The 22,076-nt window shown below is 50.4% G+C and carries 17 protein-coding genes; 5 read left to right on the top strand and 12 right to left on the bottom strand.

The features are described from left to right. Positions 1–2 precede the first annotated feature (2 nt). Positions 3–1,451: an SGNH/GDSL hydrolase family protein gene (locus V5T82_RS08760; protein ID WP_332895245.1), complete on the bottom strand. Its 1,449-nt coding sequence runs from the start codon at positions 1,449–1,451 to the stop codon at positions 3–5. Positions 1,452–2,083: 632 nt separating this feature from the next. Here V5T82_RS08760 and V5T82_RS08755 point away from each other — a divergent pair. Continuing rightward, positions 2,084–4,120, top strand: coding sequence for a B12-binding domain-containing radical SAM protein (locus V5T82_RS08755; RefSeq protein WP_332895244.1), 2,037 nt, complete (start codon positions 2,084–2,086; stop codon positions 4,118–4,120). A 33-nt stretch (positions 4,121–4,153) separates the two neighbouring features. Here the strand turns inward: V5T82_RS08755 and V5T82_RS08750 are convergent, their stop codons facing one another. From V5T82_RS08750 to V5T82_RS08700, 11 genes are all read right to left on the bottom strand, one after another. Further along, a complete protein-coding gene (locus V5T82_RS08750) occupies positions 4,154–5,332 on the bottom strand; it encodes a hypothetical protein (RefSeq protein ID WP_332895243.1) in 1,179 nt (392 codons plus the stop codon). Positions 5,333–5,377: 45 nt separating this feature from the next. After that, positions 5,378–6,934 carry an MBOAT family O-acyltransferase gene (locus V5T82_RS08745; RefSeq protein WP_332895242.1) on the bottom strand — a complete coding sequence of 519 codons (1,557 nt, stop codon included), beginning with the start codon at positions 6,932–6,934 and terminating at the stop codon, positions 5,378–5,380. A 7-nt stretch (positions 6,935–6,941) separates the two neighbouring features. Continuing rightward, on the bottom strand, positions 6,942–9,272 hold the full coding sequence (locus tag V5T82_RS08740) for a hypothetical protein (RefSeq protein WP_332895241.1): 2,331 nt from the start codon (positions 9,270–9,272) through the stop codon (positions 6,942–6,944). A gap of 56 nt (positions 9,273–9,328) precedes the next feature. Next, positions 9,329–10,105, bottom strand: a complete 777-nt coding sequence (locus V5T82_RS08735; RefSeq protein WP_332895240.1) for a class I SAM-dependent DNA methyltransferase — start codon at positions 10,103–10,105, stop codon at positions 9,329–9,331. 47 nt (positions 10,106–10,152) lie between these two features. Then, on the bottom strand, positions 10,153–11,271 hold the full coding sequence (locus tag V5T82_RS08730; protein ID WP_332895239.1) for a DegT/DnrJ/EryC1/StrS family aminotransferase: 1,119 nt from the start codon (positions 11,269–11,271) through the stop codon (positions 10,153–10,155). 9 nt (positions 11,272–11,280) lie between these two features. Beyond that, positions 11,281–11,667, bottom strand: a complete 387-nt coding sequence (locus V5T82_RS08725) for a hypothetical protein (protein WP_332895238.1) — start codon at positions 11,665–11,667, stop codon at positions 11,281–11,283. Positions 11,668–11,677: 10 nt separating this feature from the next. Beyond that, positions 11,678–12,901 carry a class I SAM-dependent methyltransferase gene (locus V5T82_RS08720; protein ID WP_332895237.1) on the bottom strand — a complete coding sequence of 408 codons (1,224 nt, stop codon included), beginning with the start codon at positions 12,899–12,901 and terminating at the stop codon, positions 11,678–11,680. Between the two features lie 118 nt (positions 12,902–13,019). Beyond that, positions 13,020–13,808: a glycosyltransferase gene (locus tag V5T82_RS08715; RefSeq protein WP_332895236.1), complete on the bottom strand. Its 789-nt coding sequence runs from the start codon at positions 13,806–13,808 to the stop codon at positions 13,020–13,022. A 60-nt stretch (positions 13,809–13,868) separates the two neighbouring features. Then, entirely contained in the window at positions 13,869–15,338 is a 1,470-nt protein-coding gene (locus V5T82_RS08710; protein WP_332895235.1) for a B12-binding domain-containing radical SAM protein, read from the bottom strand. A gap of 116 nt (positions 15,339–15,454) precedes the next feature. Further along, positions 15,455–16,426 carry a lysylphosphatidylglycerol synthase transmembrane domain-containing protein gene (locus tag V5T82_RS08705; protein ID WP_332895234.1) on the bottom strand — a complete coding sequence of 324 codons (972 nt, stop codon included), beginning with the start codon at positions 16,424–16,426 and terminating at the stop codon, positions 15,455–15,457. A 109-nt stretch (positions 16,427–16,535) separates the two neighbouring features. Next, on the bottom strand, positions 16,536–17,630 hold the full coding sequence (locus V5T82_RS08700; RefSeq protein WP_332895233.1) for a glycosyltransferase family 4 protein: 1,095 nt from the start codon (positions 17,628–17,630) through the stop codon (positions 16,536–16,538). 177 nt (positions 17,631–17,807) lie between these two features. Here V5T82_RS08700 and V5T82_RS08695 point away from each other — a divergent pair, with 177 nt between their 5' ends. From V5T82_RS08695 to V5T82_RS08680, 4 genes are all read left to right on the top strand, one after another. Next, positions 17,808–18,686, top strand: coding sequence for a glycosyltransferase family 2 protein (locus V5T82_RS08695; RefSeq protein WP_332895232.1), 879 nt, complete (start codon positions 17,808–17,810; stop codon positions 18,684–18,686). A gap of 35 nt (positions 18,687–18,721) precedes the next feature. Next, positions 18,722–19,792: a GDP-mannose 4,6-dehydratase gene (gene gmd, locus V5T82_RS08690; protein ID WP_332895231.1), complete on the top strand. Its 1,071-nt coding sequence runs from the start codon at positions 18,722–18,724 to the stop codon at positions 19,790–19,792. Continuing rightward, positions 19,782–20,729, top strand: coding sequence for a GDP-L-fucose synthase (gene fcl / locus V5T82_RS08685; protein ID WP_332895230.1), 948 nt, complete (start codon positions 19,782–19,784; stop codon positions 20,727–20,729). Before gmd ends, fcl begins: the two co-directional genes overlap by 11 nt. A 72-nt stretch (positions 20,730–20,801) precedes the next feature. Then, entirely contained in the window at positions 20,802–22,010 is a 1,209-nt protein-coding gene (locus V5T82_RS08680) for an O-antigen ligase family protein (RefSeq protein WP_332895229.1), read from the top strand. Positions 22,011–22,076 lie beyond the last annotated feature (66 nt).

Raw genomic sequence — 22,076 nt, 5'->3', positions numbered from 1 at the left:
ATCTACTGTTTTACATCGAGATCGGGACGACGCGCTTCGGCTTCTTTCAAGCGTTTAATCAGGTCCGACTTAATACCATCATATACGCCTTGCGCGAAGAGGGAATATCCCTTCGCCGTTAAGTGCGGATCATAGTGCCCCCACATGTCTTGAGAATCCACTTCAAACAAGGGATAGGTGTCGATATGTGATATGCCAAGCTTTTGAGCATACGCATCCATGAGCCTGGGATGGACCCTGTTGGTGGAAAAGTCGAAAACCGTATCCGACTTGTTGGTATCTACGTTGTATTCAACGTTTTCATACGGCGTAATCATTTTGGGATAGGGATAAGACGCCAAATAAAACGATTGATTGCGCTTCAACGTTTCATTACGGATATATTCCATGGATTTAAACGTCGGCTGGTATTCTTGAATAGCCCGCTCGAGAGTGAACGGAATTGTATCGCGGCGGACGTATTGCGGCAGCCCCGGCGTGATATCGTCGCCGTACTTCTCCAACAGCTCGTCATATGTGGTGATCTTGATATTGGGATATTTTTGGGCAAATTGCTCGACAGCTCCCTTGGCACTGGAAATTGGCTTTCCGCGCGCAGGCGTTGCGTTTTCTTTTTGCCCTTCGGAATTTTTAATGTAGTCACTTGCCGATACGACGGCATGATCTTCACGGCTGCGCATCCAGTCAGCGAGATAAAACACACCCTCACCCAGTGGACTGCCCATTCGAATACGGGTCTTCAAATCAAAGTCCATCTTATCCTGGACCATGTTGCCCCACACGTCGAGGGCCAACATTTCACCCTCTTTCTTTCGCAACAGCTCGTCTGCATCCTTCAGCACATACGGATAGCCTTGGTCATCGAGGATATAGTCGTCAAAGCGGCTCAAGTCCTCTCCAAAGTCACTTTGATCCAGTGCGACCACGACGATGTCAGGATCGAGAAAGTCGAGATAAATTCGCGCCAGAGCGGCATAGCGCACGCCGGAATAAGACGAAACGCCTAAGGAAAAGACTTCGACATCCTTAGATAGTTTTTCGTGGATGATGTCTTCAAGCGCAGCCGCCGCCGTTTCGCTTTGATTGGCGTTATAGCCCCACATGAAGGAATCCCCCATAATCACGACGCGGGTCTTCCAGGGAACTTTGGGATAAAATTCGTTCGTCCGAAAACCGTGATTGTTGATCGAAACCCGGAACTCGACGCCCGGCTCGATCAAAGGCAGCATCCCTTTATAATTGGCGACAGATGTATACATCAAAAAGGGATGGGACGAATTTTCTTGCCTGTATTTCATCAAGCTCAGGTTCTTCATAAAAAATGAAGCATGGCGTTGGACGAAAAGTTCGCCTTTCGAGATTTCGTAGGCGCGGATGCCCAGGTCGACAAGCGCCACCAATCCAAGGGTGACAAAACTGATGAGCACATAGGTCTTAATCGTATTAAACACTTCAGCCTCGAAAAATATGGGGAACTTCTTGATAAAAACACAGAACGGAAACGGGTCGTTTCAACCCCTGCACAACTTACAGAAAATCCGCTCAATTCCCACCTTTTTTCGCAACTGCGGGCGATTGATGGATCCGGGAGGTATTTTGAACAGCCCAACTGCAAAAAGTTGTTTTCCTGCTGGCCCTCTTCGCGCAAACGGTGATCGGCCAGCGCATGGCCTTGATGCCAAACAATCCGTGCTTCGAGATGAGAGACACGAATGCGCGCGCCTTGCGTCGCTGGAACTGTTTCGGCTAAGGCCTTGACTTGTCGGGCCATATTCCCGCCCTAGCCAGGGGCCTGCGTGCCGATCAAACAGGCCCTAGACATAGCATCGCCTTAAGAAATCCTGGAATCATCTCCATTGCAAAATGCAGCCCGTCTATACAAATTGACTAAGTAAAATATCAAATATAGGATAAATTTTAATGTCGAGGATCGATCCGGACATTTTTACAGGGGCTTTACTCAGGCCACTTATATCCAGAAAAGCCTTGGTAGGGCTGGCGTTACGAACAATATCGGGTACTGTGCACTTAGCTCATGAACCGAACATGCCTTAATAATGAAGCTTTAATCTCGTGAGGGCTAATGAGCAAAAAAATACTATACGCTGATCCTGTACATTACCATGGTGAAGTCGATCCAGAAATGTTCCCCTATATGCGTCCCGTGCCATATCCTGTTGCGCGCATCGCTGCATATTGTTTAAAATATTTTCCTGATCACCAAGCTCAAATATTCAAGAACATGCACTTGTTGCTTGATGAACTAAGGGAAAACAAGCCTGACATCCTGGCAATCTCCAATTATTTTTGGAATACAAAGCTGTCCCATCGCGTCGCAGAATACGCACGACAACTTTATCCGGACATCTTGATTGTGACAGGCGGACCAAATATCGACCGGACGCAAGAAGCTTACCAAAGCTACGCACGTAACTACCCTTACATAGACTTTGTTGTCGTGGGTGAAGGTGAGTTTGGTATGCATGAAATTCTCAAAGCATACGAAAAGTGTGGTTTTGATCGTAATAAAACAAAGGATATGGATGTCAAAGGGTGTTTCTCCATAACGTCTGAGGGGCTTCACAAATACACCCCTAACGACCTAAGAACAAAAAACTTAGATGATTTTCCGTCCCCCTATTTATCGGGCTTGCTTGATCCGTTTTTAGCCGAGGGATTGCACCCGGTTTTAGAAACGGTTCGCGGATGCCCTTACACTTGTACGTATTGCGAGCAAGGCACCTCATTCTTCACTAAAATTGCCACAGCATCTGTAGAGAACTCTATTGATGAGCTGGAATACATTAGAAAGACGTACAGTGGAAACTGGCTTTTTCTTGCCGATGTGAATTTTGGGATTGTGAAGCGCGACCGTGAGATCGCCGAGTATTTAAACAAAACCCATCACGAATATGGGTGGCCCAAATACATGGACACTTACAATGCAAAAATGCCGACTGAGCGAACACTTGAGTGCATTGAACTTTTGCATACCATGTTGCCAGCCATCATCAGCTTTCAATCAACAAACGAAAAAACTCTTGATGAAATCAAAAGATCAAATATTGGCTTTGATAAAGCAACGACATTAGCAAAATGGGCAAAAAGTAAAGACTTCGAAGTGCTGACCGAGCTGATCTACGGCCTGCCTTATGAAACAAAAGAAACGTTCGTCAAAGCAGTTGATGATCTAACAGCGTTAGGGATTGATAAAATAGCAATTTACAATCTGCGCCTGCTGCAAGGTTCTGAATTAAACACCCCTGAGGATCGGAACAAATACGAATACGAAACACGCTTTCGCCATGTTGATATTTGTTTCGGAGAGTATCTCTTCGATGAGCTCGAAAAAATTATTGAACATGAAGAAATTGTGTTCACGTCGCATACGTTGACTGAAAGCGATTTCTTCTATTGTAGACGTTTCAGCATGATGGTTGATGCGTTGTGGAACAGTGGCTTATTTAGACCCGCATTTAAATACCTGCTGTCCATCGGCATCCCGACTGGTACTGTTATCAAAAAATTATTAGACAAGAATCCTCTGCCACCTTCGCTAAAGGATTTCTTAAACGACTACACTGATGTGGCCACGAAAGAGCTGTATAAATCCTCTGCAGATATTGATGCTGCTGCTAGGAGTGGAAAAATATGGGGCGACAATACAGATGCCAAAAATGATGTCTCAAAACCAAACTTGGCATTTTCATATCGCCTCAGATGTTTTGAACCGAAAGCTCTTTTGGAAATCTCTGAATTTATCCAACAAGAGTTTGCCAGTGACTTAGAAAGCAGCCAAAAGCAAATCCTACAAGATATTCTGCAACACTGTGTATATCAGGCGCCTGATTTGCTTGGAGACGCTATCAAGCTCTCTGGTTCCCGTTTTAATATCTCTTCCATTCCTGAAGTGGAAGCACATGGTGACGTCTCAGCTTCACAAACCCAGACATTAAATAGTTATGCTTACAAGCTCGATCCACAAAAAGCTCAGATCGTCATCGACACTTATGACGATTTGAAAAAAAGTGGTGTTTCAATCAACGCCATATCTGATCGGTTGACGCGCATTACTTCTGCTTCTGATTTAATGCGAACACCCGTACCAGTGGACAATTAGGTCACTCGAATTTAAAGCCCCACTGAGCATTCATCATTTATCGCAATCCAGTTGCAGAAAATCGATCTCGCGTTCATCAGGCAACCTAAATTGGTCGTCGGAAAGCGCGTTCCCTGAATACCGCTTAATCAGTTGCTCCAAATGCTTCACGTCAACTCGTGCCCGCATACTAGAAGGTAAAGCCTCAGACATGGCTTTGACTTGTCGGGCCATATTTACATCGCCGCCGTGAATGCCATCCACAAATTCGCAATCGCCAGACCCCATTTGCGCAGCATCGAAGAAATCGAAATGGCGGTCATTGATGGTGTGGAGGCGTTCGCGAAATCCATGGATGTAGCTGTAGCGATCACCTTTTTTCTCCATCTCCTGCCAGATCAGCGGCGCGACTGGTGTTACAAAGGTCACCACCTCGACACCTGCAACTTTCAGCATATCGACGGATCGTTTAATCGTGGCCAGTCGCTCTTCGGATACCTCTTGACCAAAGCGGTAATGCGAGTTGGCCACGCCCAACCAGCGCAGGGTTTCTTTGAACTTTACATATGGCGGGTCCGTGCGGCCATACACCCAGGCGAGATAATAGTTCGACCCATCCCGGGCAAAGCCGAGCCCACGACGTATGGCACTTAACCCAAACCTGTTCGCGGAAGACGCCGACAAGCGCCCCGTAACCAAATCCGTGAAGAATCCAAAATCAAACTTGCCGTCCACCAACCATTTGACTGGCGCGAACAGAGCCTCCGGCGTTAAGGCACCGCCCCTGTCGTCGTGATTGAGGAAGTGCAAAGCCTCAACCGTGTTTGGGTTTCCCCACCAAAAGTCGATGCCAAAAAACACCATCTTCGGCTTGGATATCTCAAGCATATCGTCAATCAAGAGCTCGGCTTCGCGGGCCGAGTTCACCGTGCGGCCTAAGTTGATGAACGTGTCCTCAAAAAACGTTTCTCTCATTTGTAAAACGCGTGAAGAGCCGATGACAACGACATCGGGGCGCGCTGCGCGATACAGCTCCAATTTATACGCGTAGACATTGTTGTGCAGCGCAGTGCCATACAAACCGCCTTCGGCGCGTTGGTGCTCGACAACTTCGGTGATCGAATCAAGCTCACCCGAATTCAATAAGAAGACGTAGCTTGCAATGCCAAACGGAAATGACAAAGCCAGAGGAATGGCAAACGCGATGAAAAAGTTTCTGGTTTTAGCCTGCATTCTTATCCAACCCGGTGTCCGGGTTCCTCGCTCATCGAGCTTGCACTAGAACTGAAAATACAAAAATTCGCCGCCGTGAGACATATATATCAGGCACACGATACACATGCACGACAAGGCCCCGCCCCAAACCGGCGTCGCCGACCAACGCAGGCGTTTGGTGTGGCGCATCAATGCGTGCGTTCTTTGCGTTATCAAAGGTGATTCATACGCCGTCCATTCAAGCGTCGACGGCAAGAACCAGGCAACACCCAGCAAAGCGACCAACATCAGCACTTGGCGCGAACCTGCATACAGATAGCCTTCTTTGAATTCCACGCCCAATTGAACCGCAAGGTCTGCGTAGGAACCTAAATAGGCGCTGTAAGTCACCGGCAAGACGATGCCGTTCAGCCCGACCATGCCTTGGACGATGTTCATCGCGCCATCAAATGAGGTCGCGCGAAAAAACACCCAGGCGAAGACCACAAATAAGAACGTGACGATGCGCCCCAGCCACACCTGAACCCAGCTTTTTTTGAGCTGCTCGCTCGTCTCGCCTTTTAAGGAACGGTAGTAGTGATTGACGGTCAGTCCCACGCCATGAAGCCCGCCCCAGATGACGAAGTTCCAACTGGCCCCGTGCCAAAATCCCCCTAACAACATCACGACCAAGATGTTCATGTATTGGCGCGGTTCGCCTTTGCGGTTGCCGCCCAGAGGGATATACAAATAATCTTTCAAAAAGCGAGACAGCGTGATGTGCCAACGGTTCCAAAACTCAATCAGGCTTGAAGCTTTATAGGGCGAGAGAAAGTTGATCGGCAGCTTTAGCCCTAACATCAAGCCTAAGCCGATGGCCATGTCCGAATAGCCAGAGAAATCAAAATAGATTTGGAACGTGTAAGCCAACACACCACCCCAAGCTTCCAACAGCGGGATGGCTATACCGCTCTCTGCGGCCTCGAACACAGGCGTTGCATAGACCGCAATACCATCAGCCAAGATGACCTTCTTGGACAAACCCAATACAAAAATGGATAGGCCTTGAGCAAACTGGGACGATGAAAACCGTCCCAATGCACCGCCGACGATTTGCGGCATGATCTCTTTGTGATGAACGATTGGACCGGCGATCAGTTGCGGGAAAAATGTTACAAACAAAAAGTAGTGATGAAACTTGTGCTCATGCACTTTGTTTTGGAACACATCAACCAGATAGGCGATCTGCTGAAATGTAAAAAAGGAAATGCCGAGCGGTAAAACCACGCTTAGGAAACCGACGTCCCCGCCCAACAGAACGTTGAAGTTCTCGATAAAGAAGTTCGAATATTTGTAAAACCCAAGAAGGCCGAGGTTGAAAACGACGCCGGACACCAAAACCGCCAGGCGAACACGCGCCATAGCCGTATACCGATCCAACAACAGCCCAAGGGAAAAGTTGACCCCAATGGATAAGAAGATGATCCAAACAAGCTGCCAATTCCAAAATCCATAATAAACAATGGATGCGAGGATCAGAAAAACGATAACGGCGTCGCTGCTCTTTTTGCGAAAAAAGTACGTCAGCATCAAAACGGCTGGTAAAAAAAACAACGTGAATGTGTAGCTACTAAAGACCATTCAACAATCAACCTTGCCGGCCCGAGGTTGGAATCCTGGAAACGATCACACCGCCAAAATACAACAACACGCCCAGCCATGCCAAGCCACTCACAACCGCACCCCAAAACAGCGGTACAGAGTGGTATTCAAACACGATCTCGTGACTTCCAGCTGTCAGCTGCACACCGCGCCCAACGATATTGACCGGTAAAATATCAGCGGCCTCGCCGTCCACTGTCGCCGTCCAACCAGGATACACCACGTCTGAAACCACCAACAAAGTAGGACTGTTGTTGTCGGTCTGAACCATCACTTTGGTTGGCGTATAGACCAACTCAACAGGTGGGTGTGCGGTTTTGTTAGCTTGGGGTCGCAAGGCAATGTCCAGCGGCTGTCCGGATTTACGTTCGACAAGGGCCCGGGAAACAGACAAGCCGTGTTCATTCACATACGTCCGCGCATCGTCAAAATTCAAAACGACTTCAGCGGCCGGGTAAACGACTGCGCGGGGCAAGGCGAACGGGTCTTCGTAAAGATCAAATCCACTATAGTCGTCGTGTGCAACATGCTGAAAGCCTAAACCTTCGACAAACAATTTATCTTCCGGCCCGTCCAAGAAGAAGTACCGGATGTTCAAAGCCCGCGTCAGAGCGTGTCGATTAGGGGTGAAAAAGGCTTCGGCCGTTGACCAAATTGCAATGCGCTCACAAGCTGAACGCTGAGAGAACCCAAGACGTTTGACAACATCCCATGTGCGCGCCAGAGGGAAAGATGAAAAATTAAACGCCCAGTCAAGATTGCGTCCGCTCACAATCAACCGCGACGCATCACCGATATTGTCTTTGGTGCACAACGCCAATGCACGACCTTGATTGGGCACTTCAATATAGTGCTCGAAGTCCCGGTCTTGAATGTTTTGCAAGTAAACGAGTGTCCTATCGCTTCCGGGTCTTTCGCGGAAAGAAGACTGAATGGACCACGACCCGACATCAAGCAAGCCAATCACAAGCAATCCTCTAAGCAATCCTTGCCGGTCGATCTTCCCCATCTGGGCCGCAAACAAAACAACTGAAACGGCCAACCCAACAAGGATTGGACGGAGCAACTCCGCTGAAAAAACGGCCCCCTTCGCAAAGAGCAAATAAATGGCCCAGAGAATGCTCAAAGCAAGCAAAATAAATCCGACATTGCGGGCCTTCAAAAACGACACTTCATCCCCAAGTTTTTGCGCCGCTCGAACGACCATCAGCAACACAACAAAGTTGAGCGCCAAAAACCAAAATGCAGAAAGACGCACCGAGCCCATGCCCGGCATCATCCGGATGATTTCTTTAATCGGTGTCAATCCGCCTGCGGCAAAGACAATGGCGGCAATCAAAAGCGTAACGCCTAGGATTTGGTTTCGCCGCGCTGCGCTGTACCACACCATACACAGAAAAGCAGGGATCCAGCCGAGATAGGACAAGTTCGAGAATTCAAAAAACTGTCGGGATTTTTCCAAAGCGCCGGGAAACAAGAAAGGAGCTAAGAATAGCGACTTCGGATTGAAGCGCCCGGTGGCCACATAATCCTCAAACTTTTGATCTCGATGCACTGCGAACATGTCAAATTCAAGAACGGGCAAAATTTGAATGATGATGAGCGCCGCACACAGGCCGAAAAACACACCGCCCGCAACGAACATTCTCTTAAATGCCGGCATCCAGTTTTGGGCAACATTGGCATAAGGGGCGAGCAGATAAATGAAATAGCCCATCATAAAAAATGCAATGCTGGCGGACAGATAAAACCACGTGAACGAGGTCGACGCAAAAAAATGCAATGCGTGCAACACCGATGCAACCACCAAAAGCACGTTCTTTTGTTCGTTAAAGCCCTTCCAAAAAAAGTAAATCGTCCAAGGCACAAACAATATCCGTTCCGGATAGAGCCCAATCACGGAAGAAATAAACAAGATACCGCTTAGAACGAATGCCGCTCCCGCCAAGAGCGTGATCTCACGATCATCGCTAAAACATTCAAACAGTTTCCAGGCCCCAACGAGGCCCAAGCTGATACACGCAAACCAGGTGATGTAACTGCTGAAGGGCTCAGCCACCCAGTAGCCTAAGTACGCCGGCGGATAGAACGAGCTGAACAGCGGATTCCCTATTCGCGGGACGCCATATCCTATATTTGACAACCATTGAAAAGAGAGCTCAGGACTTAGTGCAGAATACAGCCCCGAAACAAACCACGCACGAAACATCAGGTTCTCGTTGGCAACCGGGGACCAATCGACAAGGAAGGGCGACAGCATGACTGCTGAGATCAACACGGCAAAAACATAACGCCAGTGTTTCTTGAGATGCATCATGATCGTCCTGTCCCTACTCCCGAATACCCTTTACACCGCCTGGTGTGACGATACGCTTATTTTTTCACAGCTACGCAGTATGCATTCCAGCCATAATCGTTCGCCGCCTCATCCGTGTCCCAGTCGTAAAAGCCCAACACGTCAAAACCCGCTGCCTCAAGCGGCGGGCGAAGGTCGGTTTCAGAGAGATGGCGAACGCTATGGGTTTCATCCAGCATCTGCCACAATTCTTCGTCGGGACGTTTGACAAAAATCTGATAGTTCACATCGACAATGTTGCTGTTTTCACAAAATCCGGGTTCGGCGATACGTACGACTTCAAGCTTTTCATCCTGAACGCGTTTGACCCGTAACGTGGGCGGATCGTTCAAAACAGCCGGACTGTTCCACATATCGAAGACCAACACACCGCCGGGCTTCAAATGTTCCGCCGCGGTTTTCGCGCTGTCCATTAGGGCCTGATCGGTGGTTTGATAACACATCACATGGAACAAAGAGATCACCGCATCGACCGTTCGGCCCAAACGATAGCTCTGCGCATTGCCCTGGTCCAATTCAATGCGCGATGTCAAATCCGGATAGTGCGCCACACGATTTTCAGCGTGCTTGAGCATTTCCGCACTGAGATCGGTGGCGATCAGGTTGTAGCCTTTTTGTGCCAAAGCCAGAGCATGGCGCGCCGTGCCGCAGCCCAATTCCAAAACCGTTCCGTCTTGCGTGACACCATACTTCGAAAGTAGGCCCGCCACTTTGTCGGCTTCTTGTTGATAGTTCTTATCCGCGTAGATCAGGTCGTAATAATCCGCGTAAAGATTGAAGACTGCATCGCTCAATGGTGGCCTCACTTTTAACTGCGTGGTTAGGCTTTATGAAAATCGGGTCAACGTGCAAAAATATCCTCGGCAACATCACAGACGCGTTCGATCTGAGCATCGGTAATGCCCAAACCCGAAGGGATATAAAACCCGCGACGTGCGATGCGTTCGGAAACCGGGTATTGCTCGCCTTCGAACAGGTTCATGTCACGCAGCACAGGCTGTTCGTGCATGGGCCAGAAAAACGGTCGGCACCCGATTTTGTATTCGGCAAATTTCTGCATGGCTTCTTCAGCGTCGAAACCGATGTCATCGTCCAAAACGATCGGAAACACCCAATAGACGTTTTCAGCATAATCGGTTTTGTCCAGGGGCAACTGAATGCCCTCGATGGGCGACAACGCATCGAGGTATGCAGCACCCATCTTGCGTTTTTTTGTGATGAAGTCGTCCAGACGCTCAACCTGGGCCAAACCGACGGCGGCTTGAATGTTGGTCATGCGCATGTTGCGGCCAAGTTCCGTGTGGCGAAACCGGGGCTGTTGGAAACACAAGTTGCGATACCAGCGACATCGTTCGGCCAATTCATCATCGTCGGTCACGACCATGCCGCCTTCGCCGGTCGTCACGTGCTTGTTGGCGTAAAAACTGAATGCCCCCAGGTCACCCATACCACCGCAGGGACGACCTTTGTATTTCAGGCCAATGGCCTCCGCCGTATCTTCGATAACCTTAAGACCGTGTTCCTCGGCCAGCGCCAAAATGGGGTCCATATCAACCGGAAGGCCGTAGATGTGGACCGGCATGATGGCTTTGGTTTTGGACGTGATTTTCGCCCGGACCTCGTCAATCGACATGTTCCAGGTCCGCGGATCGCAGTCCACCAACACCGGTTTCAGTCCATGGTTCAGCAAGGCGGTCATGCACGAAATAATCGTGAACGACGGCAAAATGACTTCGTCGCCTTCGGCCAAGTCCAAAGACCAAACGGCGACGTCCAACGCGTCTGTGCCGTTGGTCAGGGAAATGGCGTGCTTGCGATTGTGATAGGCGGCAAAGGCCTCTTCAAACCGCTTAACAAAAGGGCCTTCGGACGAAATCCAACCGTCGCGGATACACTCTTGGAGATATTCGCCTTCATTGCCGTCTAGCAGCGGCTCATTGACAGGGATGAAATTTGACACAGTTCCAACCTATTCGTCGGGATCTTGCAGCGGCTGGTCCAGCCCGAACGTGTCATCCTCATAGTTCTCACCACCGCGCGGGCCGCGGGTAAAGATATAAAACAGGCTATCTTCCAACGCTTTGACGGCATGCTTTTCCAAGATGTCGGTTTTGACCAGATCGCCCTCATTCAAGGTTTGTGCGGCCACCGGTTCGTCACCGGATTGAGACAAGTACCGTACGCTGCCGCTGTGAACATAGAGCCATTGGATGGTGTCTTTGTGATAATGGTTGGCCCGCACGGCGCCTTTTTTTGACGTGATCACGGTGATCGCATCGACAGGCTCGCGCACAAGAATATCTTTGATATATCCGCGATCATCTTCGAAAAAGATTTTGGGGGTAACGACGTCCATTGGTGGCTCCTTAAACAATCTCAGGCTTGGGAATCGGGATGATGAATTTCCCGCCTTTTTCTCTAAACTCAGTGAGGTTTTTAATGATCTCGTCTTTGAAGTTCCAGGCCAACAGCAGCGCATAATCGACATCTTCTGCAATCAGTTGGTCATCTGAAACCACGGGAATGTGCCCCCCCGGAGAATAACGTCCCAGCTTTAACATGGATTTCTCTGTGAGAAACTCCAAGGTTTCCGTTCCAATCTTGCAGTAGTTCAGCAAGGTCATGCCTTTGGCCGGCGCACTCACCCCAGCGATTTTTTTGCCTTCGTCTTTCAACGAGCGCAGCAACTTCATCAGTTCATCACGGTGATCAGCAACGCGTTGGCCGAACGCAGTGAGCGTTTCCATACCGTGGATGTCGCGTTCGTCTTCGAAGGCGACAAACTTGCCCACGCTCTCTTGAACCGGGTGACCGTCTTTCTGGCCGACAAAAATACGAATAGAGCCCCCGTGAATATCCATCTCCCGAACATCAAAGACTTCCATACCGTGCTTTTGGAAAAACGTAACCAGCGGTTTGATGGAAATGTAAGACAGGTGTTCATGATAGATCGTGTCGTATTCCAGATTATCGATCAAGTGGACCAGATACGGTGCCTCAATGATGAACACACCATCTTCAACCAACAAAGTTTGAACGGCGGAAATCATAGAATCCAAATCATGGATGTGGGCAAAGACGTTGCTGCCGGTGATGATTTTTGCTTTTTGATGCTTTTCAATTATCGTATCAGCCAGCGTGGGCGAGAAGAAATCCCCGATGGTCGGAATGCCGTTGTGCTCGGCAATAGCGGCGATGTTTTTGGCCGGATCGACACCCAAAACCTTGCACCCGCGACGCTTAAAGCCGCCGAGCAACACGCCGACATTACTGCCGACGTCAATGACCAAATCTTCATCACAAAGATTGAAATCATCAAAGACTTGTCCGGCAAAGCCGTCAAAGTGGCTGACCCCGGTTTTGGTCATGGACGATTCATATGGATAATCGTTTTGGTACAGAACGCTAGGATCCACGACGTGATCCAACTGAACAAAACCACAGCATTCGCAACGCACCACCCGTAACGGATAGTGGGTTTCCGGTTGATTCAAGTCCTCAGCCCGCACAAAACTATCGGCGGGCGGGGTGAAGCCCAGATCCAAAAACGGTTTTGAGAGCGCCCCATCGCACAAACGACATCGCAGCATAGAAATATCCAATCGCTTAAACTTTAGTCACAACTGACAAGCTTGCGTATTATCGATATTTCGAAACAAAAAGATATTAAGAAATGCCCCTTTTGGGGCCGTTTATGGGCGATTTTGGCTAAATTCTGCGTGTGACTAGGCCCATGATCACAATAAAGCAATCGAACATGATTTTCATCAGGGTGAAGGCACCGCTGGTGGTTTTCGATTCGCCGCGTTCGCGGGGCATCATCACCACCGGAACTTCTTCAACTTTGAAGCCCGCGCGCACCGTCTGAACCAAAAAACGAATGCAATAATCTAGGTATTTACCTTTGACTTCGATGGTATCAAAGACAGATCGGCGCACGGCGTAAAATCCGCTGGTATAGTCAAAATACTCCGGCTCCAACAGATTGCGCACCGTCCAATTGCCAATCTTCGAAATCGCGATGCCGAAAATGGAATCTTCGCTGTCTTGAATGTTGCGCAATAGCACGGACCACGACGTCTTGCCGTTTTCACTTGCACCTTTGATGCCGCCGCCCTCTTTGTAGCGCGAGCCCACAACCATATCCGCACCTTGGTCGAGCAGCCCCAAAAAGTGGTTCAAGTGATGGGGCGGCATGGTGAGATCGGCATCCAGCCAAACGATAACCTCACCTTGGGCTGCACGAATGCCTTCGTTGATGGAATTCACCAAGCCCTTGTCTTCGGTACGCACGATCAGCTTCAGATTCCCGTACTCCGACATCGCCTTCTTCACGACTTCCGCCGTACCGTCGGGGGAATCATCATCGACCACGATGATTTCACGATTTTGCTCATGCACATCCCGTTCAATGGCTTCAAACAAAGGCAACATGTTGTCTGCTTCGTTATAGCTGGGAACGATGATGGTGAGTTTATAAGTGGCAGCGTCCGTCAATTGATTACGGTCCATTAAACGTTTAAAAACGTTGTGTATTCAGTGCGCACGGCTCAGGATTTAAGCCGCACGTTTGTTGGATTCCGCCAGTTTCATAGCGCCCTTCGCCTTCGACATAAATTCGTAAAAAGACCGGGTCTTCATCACACTGCGGAAAATATATTTTATCCGGAAATAGAATTTTCGATAGGCTTCCTTTTGAAGATCCGTCAATTGAGCCAAGGTCAGGTGTTCATCCCAGTGGTCCACGAGGAAATTCTTCGTCGGCTTTTTCGCAAATTCCTGCCAACGGCCGGCCTCTGCAATGCCCTGGGCCACGGCGTCGTTATACATTTGCGTGTTGGGATAAAGCGTTAAGATCGAAACTTGAGCGTAATCCGGATCCAGTTTCATCAAGAAATCAATGTTTTTGCGCACATCTGCAACGGATTTCTCAAACGGCTGGCCGATGATGTAGTCGGCAACCGTGATGATGCCAAGCTCGCGGCACCACTTAAACGCCTGCTCGATCTTGGCCGTTGTCGTGGCTTTTTTCAAAATCTTCAGCCCTTCGTCCGTGCCGGTTTCGACGCCGAACGAAATCATTCGCAAGCCCGTGGCTTTTGCGCGGACCAGGGATTCATAAGTCACGCCGTTCACCCGGCCACGGAAGTCCCAGGTGATGTTCAGCTTGCGCCGCTCCAGCTCTTCGGTGAGGTCCAAGACCTTGCGTTCGTTGATGTTGAACAGATCATCATAGAACCGAAATTCCGTATAGCCCATCTCCAGACATTGCTCGATCTCGTCAACGACTAACTTCGCAGACCGTTCGCGGTAACTTTTGATGGGCACATCACAAAATGTGCAGAGATAAGGACACCCGCGCGAACTGAGAATGGTCGCAAGATTGTTGGTGATGCCCAAGATGTTCTGATAACGGTAGTGGCGGATCCATTTACGATCAACCATCGGCAGAGCATCAATATCTTCGACATAGGCCGCCGGGACCGACACACGCGCTAAAAAACGCTTATCGCGCACCGGGTTGTCGGCATATCGCTTGATGGATTCGCGCGTGTAGACGCCGCGAATGTGAGTGAAATCCTCACCCTTATCCAGGCAGTTCACCAGATCGGTAAAGGCTTCCTCACCCTCGCCGACGACAATGCTGTCAAATTCCGGCAATTGTGCCGCTTCGTTGGGATAGGCGATGGAGTGGTGCCCGCCCAAGCTGACGTGCGCGTTGGGGTTGACCTCTTTCGCCATCGCCCCCGTCATACACACGTCAACCAAGCTCACCGTAAAGCTGGTCACGCCCACAATGTCAGGTTTGATTTCTTCGAAGTAGGTGCGCAAGTCTTCATAGGAAATGCGTTCCGCGACACAGTCTTTGAAGAAGAATTCGTGGCCTTCAGTATGCGCTTCGAGATGCGAAAGGACATACAAGATCCCCAACGGCGGAAATTCGCCAAATGAATCCGCTTCCAAGAATTCCTCGCCATGCTCGTCTGGGTGCTCAACAACCGTGTTCAAAGCCGGGGGGTTAATCATCAAAATTCGCATCGAGAGGCCGTCCGCTAACTGTTCAAAACACAAATGGAGCGCACCAGCCGGATTTTCCAGCTGTTGTGACTGTCTTACTATAAAAAAACACCAATTAAAACCAGTTAGACAGTGTGGTTAACCAGCTCTTCTTCGCGTTCCAGATCCAGCTCATCATGGGGGGTCATCACCCAAACCATGCCGCCGATCAAGCCCGTCAATGCGTGAATAAGGCCATAGAACAACGAAAGGATTATCGCTTCATTTACACCCACGCCAGCAGCACCCAAAGCAAAGACCACCACGCCTTCGCGCACGCCCCAGCCCGCAATGGAAATCGGGGCTGCGGAAACCAGCAAAGCCGGCGGCAACAAAATCGCGCACGTGGTCCAGCTCAAGGCGATGTCACATACCTGGGCAACGATGAAAACCATCGTAATATCAAATATATGCATGATGATGGACAGCACCACGATGCGCGTGCCCGAGCCGGAGTTCACGATCACACCAATAGAGGCGTTGGAAATGCCCACAAGCCAGCTCAACACCTTCATCTGTTTCCAGCGCACCGGGAAGTGTTGGATGACATACAAGCTCACCACACCGCTAATACCGATGCCGATGACGATGCCTTCACCAATGGTCATCAGCTCGTTTTCGGTGAGGGAATATACGAACGGCCAGCCAAACAGGCACAAGAGCACCAATCCCATGAAGCCGAAAATCCGGTCCGAAATGATCGAATTGGCCGCAACTGAAATGCTCAGCCCCCAACGTTTCGCCAACCAGATGCGCACCACGTCACCGCCAATGGTGGATGGCAATACTTGGTTGAAAAACATACCGATAATGATGTTTTTTCCGGCATTGATCAGCGTCAAAGGGGATTTGAGAAAGCTCAAAATCAATCCCCAGCGATAGGCCAACACAAACGTAAACGACGCATTGACCATCGCCAGAGCGACCACGGTCGACAGCGTTGCGACATTGACATACGCCAACAAAGAAGACGTATCCAAGTTTATAAAGAGCCAACTCAGCAAGCCGATGGAAACGACCAGCTTAGCCAGTAGAGGGGCGGATTTTCGAAGCGTCATACGGATAAAACCGGCAAATAATGAGGATTGGCGAGCGAAACCCGGAGGTTTAGCTGCGTCATACTACCAATCTTGCGTAGAATTACATCCAATTTGTCAGTGAACCCGATCACGTACGCTCCAGCAATTGTGTAAAAATTTCGCGATGTCGTCTTTCCCAGTGGCGGATATCAAAGCGCTGCTCTGCGCGCTGTCTGGCTGAAGCAGCGAACGTCGGCAAATCTGCAACGATATCTTTCATCCCCTGGGCCATGGCCTCGTCCGTCGGCACTTTGGGGGCATCCCAACCTTGCTCACAAGCCAAGCCGATACCGGCTTCTCCAACAAGTTCTCCGACACCGCCGGTATCGGAATACAGCACTGGCAAGCCTGACGCCAAAGCTTCCAACACGGTATTGGGACACGGGTCGTTGTGCTTGGTCATGATGTAGGCATCAGCGGCCTGGTATATGCCCGGGGCCTCTTCTTGGGTGTAGCGCCCCAAAAAGCGAACCCGTTCAGCCACCTCCAACTCGTCGGCAAGGTTTTGTGCCTGCTTCAATGCCTCAGGAGCTACCCAACCGGCGACCAACAGCTCGGCATCCACATCCTTGGCAGCGGCTAACCCCTTGATGGAGCTTTCCACCCGGTAATACATGTGGTCGTCGATCTTGCCCGTGAGCAAGAACCGAACCGCATGATCGGTTGACGGGCTCGTTTTTTCCGCCGGGCAATAAAAGGTCGTATCCACAGCGTTGTAGAGGATTTCACCCGGACCTTCTCGCTCGCCTAAGAATTTGTCCGCCGAACGCTTGCAAAACTCGCTTTGATAAAACACGTAATCGGCCTGGTGGTAGGTGCGCGCCATGCGCTGATTTTGCCCCTGCCAATCCCCCGCGTACCAGCCCGAATAAAACACGCCATTTTGGTTGTGAACCAAGGGCACGCTGCGCCAAGCCAACACCTTTAAGGCGATGTCCGGCAAGTAAGGCGTATTCGACAGAGTGTAGACGAGGTTAAAGCCCCAAAACGCCTCAGCAAATAAGCCACGCAGACGCTTCACTTTGACCAACGGTCCACCCACGTCTCCCGGGCGAGCGCCGCCGTAGAAGACGCAGATTTCATTGCGCATTCTAGGGATCACCAGATTCAACGCGCCATGCAAGGCCAGGGCTCCGCCCCAACCCAACCGCATCAGTTTTTTGATCACCGGATCGTGTAACATGGCGCTATAAATGCCACATCTATCCCGATTAGGGAATCGGTCTTTCTGTCTAGAAAAAAAGAGCAGCATTTCCAACCAATCACTGTTATCATCCCGCCTCGCCGCTGCCATAGCTTCACCACGTCGCGTGGCCGCCGTTTCCAGACATGTTTCGATTGTTTTAGCTAAGCCCAAAGAATGCGTGATCCCCAAACATCGCCAGCGCCGCTCATCTCGGTTATTTTGCCGTGCTACAACACGCACGAATACTTGGGCGAAGCCTTGGATAGCCTACGTGCTCAAACCTTTCAAGACTTTGAAGCCGTTCTCGTAGACGATGGCTCAAACAACCCCGACACCGTCGCTTTCCTCGACAACTTAGGCCCCGACGTCCGCATGATCCGTCAGGTGAACATGGGCCTGCCTGCGGCACGAAACACCGCGTTTCGAAATGCCCGCGGCACCTATGTGCTGCCCCTGGATTGCGACGACTGGCTGGATCCGAAGTATTTGGAAACAGCTTACGAAGTTCTCAAGAACAGCCCCCCCAAAACGGTTGTCTACAGCCATTTGAACGCATTTGGCGATATCAACGGCGTTTTGTACAAAAACTATAATTTCTTCGAACAGCTGTTTCTCAACCAACTGCCCTACTGCCTGCTGATGCCGAAATCCGCTTGGTATGACCTAGGCGGATACGACGAAAGCATGCGCAGCGGCTATGAGGATTGGGAATTCAACATCCGCCTGGGACGCCACGGCTATTTCGGCGTCCCCATCGATGAAGCCCTGTTCCATTACCGTGTCAGCGAGTCTGGTATGTTGAAAAGTATCTCACGCAACAAGCACGGTTGGTTGTGGGGTGATATCCAGAAGAAAAACTTCCGTGCTTACAGCATCTCGGCATTGTTCAAAAGCTGGTGGAAATGGCGCAAAAAATCGTCTACCTATCCACTTGGCCTGTACTTCTTTTGGATCTTGCTGCACCGCGGCATGCCAAGTTCCGTCTTTGCATATGCGTTTGCCAAGCTGCTGCCGTATTCGCATTCAGCACGGGTTTCCCAGACGTCATCGTAATCGACTGCCCAAGTTAAAATATTGTGGAATAATTCATGTCAACTAAATCTGCCCTTATCACTGGTATCACCGGCCAAGACGGCGCGCTCCTTGCTGAACTGTTGCTCGAAAAGGGCTACACGGTTCACGGTATCAAGCGGCGCTCGTCTTCTTTCAATACCGAGCGGGTCGATCACCTCTATCACGACCCCCATGAAAAAGACGGTCGTTTCTTCATGCACTACGGCGATCTGACGGATTCGACGAACCTGATCCGTTTGATCCAAGAAACGAAGCCGGACGAAATCTACAATCTTGCGGCGCAAAGCCACGTGCAAGTCAGTTTCGACACTCCGGAATACACCGCCAACGCCGATGCCATCGGAACGTTACGTATTCTTGAAGCCATGCGTATCTTGGGCATGGAAAAAACCTCCCGCTTTTATCAGGCGTCCACTTCGGAATTGTTCGGCGATGCACCCGCACCCCAATCCGAAACCACGCCGTTTCAGCCGCGCAGCCCGTATGCCGCGGCGAAGCTCTACAGTTACTGGATCGTTCGCAACTACCGCGAAGCTTATAATATGCACGCGTCGAACGGCATTTTGTTCAACCACGAAGGGCCGACACGCGGCGAAACCTTTGTGACGCGTAAAATCACCCGCGCCGTTGCTGCGATCAAACACGGGCTACAAGACAAGATCTACCTGGGCAACTTGGATGCGTGTCGCGACTGGGGTCACGCCCGCGATTATGTCGAAGGCATGTGGCGCATCGTCCAACATGACACCCCAGACGACTTCGTGCTGTGCACCGAAGAAACCCATTCCGTTCGCGAATTCGTAGAACTGGCCTTTTCGCACATCGGGCGCACCATCGAATGGAAAGGCGAAGGCGTCGATCAGTTGGGCATTGATGCGGACAACGGTGACGTGTTGATCGAGATTGATCCGCGCTACTTCCGTCCGACCGAGGTCGAGTACTTGCTCGGCGACTGCTCCAAAGCCAAAGAAACCCTGGGCTGGAAACACACCACACCGTTCAGTGACCTCGTCAAAGAAATGGTGGAATACGATCTGAATTTGGTCCAACAACAAACGAACCGTAATTTTGGCCATGACGGATAAAGTCTACTCTCTCGCAGGAAAACGTGTCTGGGTCGCCGGACACAAAGGCATGGTCGGCTCGGCATTGGTCCGGCAGCTGTCCAAGTTGGATTGCGAGGTTCTCACTGCGGATCGAAACGAACTGGACTTGCTGCGCCAAGAGGCCGTGGAACAGTGGGTGCATGACAAACGCCCGGACGCCATTTTTTTGGCTGCCGGGAAAGTTGGCGGCATCTATGCAAACGATACGTGGCCTGCGGACTTCATCTACAACAACCTCATGATTGAGGCGAACATCATTCATTCGGCCTTTTTAAACAAGGTGGAGAAGCTCTTATTCTTGGGATCGTCCTGCATCTATCCGAAGATGGCGCCCCAACCCATGACCGAAGACGCTTTGTTGACCGGCCCCTTGGAGCCCACCAACGAATGGTATGCCATTGCTAAAATTTCTGGCATCAAGTTGTGCCAAGCTTATCGCAAGCAACACGGTTGCGATTACATCTCCGCCATGCCGACCAACCTGTATGGCCCCGGCGACAACTACGACCCGGTTTCCAGCCATGTGGTTGCGGCACTGATCGCCAAAGCCCATCGTGCCAAAGTCGAAGACGAGCAAAATATTGAAATCTGGGGCACAGGCACGCCGAAACGAGAATTCTTGTTTGTTGACGACCTGGCCGATGGATTGGTCTATTTGATGGAACACTATTCCGATCACGATCACATCAACATCGGCAGCGGTATAGAAGCAACCATTCAAGAGCTTGCCAACATCATTGGCGAAGCAACAGGCTATGATGGCGGTTACACCTACAACACGGATAAGCCCGATGGTACGCCACGCAAGTTGATGGACTGCTCACGCATTCATAACATGGGCTGGAAGTCGCAAACATCGCTGCGTGACGGCATGGTCAACGCGTATCAATGGTACCTAGAGAACACTCTCTCTTAATCACTGAAATCCATGCGAGATATGACACAGACTCACACCGGCAATCTCAACCTTGCAAAGGTTACCGCTCTTTTGATCGGTGCCGGTGTGCCGCTGATGATGTTTGGACGCAGCGTGATGCAAGCTGACTTGGCGCTGGCATTGCTCTGCACGCTGGTTTTTGCATGGCGCACTCCAGGTGTATTTTCCCGCGTAGCGCAAGCGGGAACACCGCTTATCAAAGGGCTGATGGTGCTCACGGCTCTGCTATGGCTGCCTGGCTTCTTCGAAAGCCTGGACATCACCAAATCCTTTAAAACCTGGTCCAGAACTTTTGTGTTCATTGCCCTATGCGCGTTGATCTGGGCGTTTTTGCGACACGACAAAAGTTATCGCGAGCTCGCACTCAAGACTCTTGTTGTCGTTACCAACACCCTCACCGCGATTTCGTGCATCAGTTTCTGGTTTTGGCCGGAGCTGATGGAGTTTTTGAGAAACGAGCACGACCTCGTGTTGCGCCCGGATCTTTGGCTAAAGTCTTACGGCGCATCGACCTTATGCTTAGCACCCGTCATGGTCTGGGCTGCCTATAAGCTGCCAAAGAACTGGACTGCGAGCTGCCTCGCTGCAATGGTAATGTGCTGCATCGTCATTTTCGAAACGTCAAACCGTGCTTCGATCGCGGGGTTGATCGGTATCGTGCTCACCTTGGCAGCGGTCTTCAGTTTAAGAAACCAAAGGGCCCGCATGCCGATCCTTGCAGCAGCAGTCTTGTTGGTCTGCGTCATGTTCGTCTGGCTGCTGAACTTCGGGCCAACGTTTTTGTCCCCCCCCAACGCCTATCTGCCGACGTGGCTGATTGATCCGCACCGTCAAATTATCTGGAAATTCACTTTCGAACACACCCAAGAAGTCATGTGGTTCGGTCGCGGCATCGATACCATTAACCTCACGCCCGGCACCGACGGAGATGCTTCCCCGGGGAATTTGCCCTTGATACCGTCCCATCCGCACAACTGGCTCTTGGAAATATATTCTGAAACAGGATTGGCGGGGCTGATGTCTTTGTTGTCTCTCTTGGCCATGGTATTGTGGGCCCATGTCAAATCGGCATTGAAAAACCACGATGGGAATATGCATGAAAGCCTCACCATCTTAGCGCTCAGTGCAGGCTTTTGGGTCTCAGCATCGTTCAACTTTTCGATCTGGTCAACGTGGTGGCTTCTGACATATTTCATGCTTTTTGCGTTGGTGACATCTTTCCGCAACCCTGAAACGATTCCAAACGAAGTCGCAAGTTAATCGTCTTCATCACGTTCCCCCCCCCTTATTTTGCGCCATGATAATAAGTTTAACATGTCACAAATC

This window comes from Magnetovibrio sp. PR-2, from assembly GCF_036689815.1.
GTDB lineage: Bacteria > Pseudomonadota > Alphaproteobacteria > Rhodospirillales > Magnetovibrionaceae > Magnetovibrio.
This window is presented reverse-complemented; position numbering and strand designations above follow the sequence as displayed.

Coding starts and splice junctions, on each gene's coding strand:
- V5T82_RS08755 (WP_332895244.1), top strand. CDS start 2,084: ATGAGCAAAAAAATACTATACGCTGATCCTGTACATTACCATGGTGAA.
- V5T82_RS08750 (WP_332895243.1), bottom strand. CDS start 5,332: ATGCAGGCTAAAACCAGAAACTTTTTCATCGCGTTTGCCATTCCTCTG.
- V5T82_RS08745 (WP_332895242.1), bottom strand. CDS start 6,934: ATGGTCTTTAGTAGCTACACATTCACGTTGTTTTTTTTACCAGCCGTT.
- V5T82_RS08740 (WP_332895241.1), bottom strand. CDS start 9,272: ATGATGCATCTCAAGAAACACTGGCGTTATGTTTTTGCCGTGTTGATC.
- V5T82_RS08725 (WP_332895238.1), bottom strand. CDS start 11,667: ATGGACGTCGTTACCCCCAAAATCTTTTTCGAAGATGATCGCGGATAT.
- V5T82_RS08720 (WP_332895237.1), bottom strand. CDS start 12,901: ATGCTGCGATGTCGTTTGTGCGATGGGGCGCTCTCAAAACCGTTTTTG.
- V5T82_RS08710 (WP_332895235.1), bottom strand. CDS start 15,338: ATGATTAACCCCCCGGCTTTGAACACGGTTGTTGAGCACCCAGACGAG.
- V5T82_RS08705 (WP_332895234.1), bottom strand. CDS start 16,426: ATGACGCTTCGAAAATCCGCCCCTCTACTGGCTAAGCTGGTCGTTTCC.
- V5T82_RS08700 (WP_332895233.1), bottom strand. CDS start 17,630: ATGTTACACGATCCGGTGATCAAAAAACTGATGCGGTTGGGTTGGGGC.
- V5T82_RS08695 (WP_332895232.1), top strand. CDS start 17,808: ATGCGTGATCCCCAAACATCGCCAGCGCCGCTCATCTCGGTTATTTTG.
- gmd (WP_332895231.1), top strand. CDS start 18,722: ATGTCAACTAAATCTGCCCTTATCACTGGTATCACCGGCCAAGACGGC.
- fcl (WP_332895230.1), top strand. CDS start 19,782: ATGACGGATAAAGTCTACTCTCTCGCAGGAAAACGTGTCTGGGTCGCC.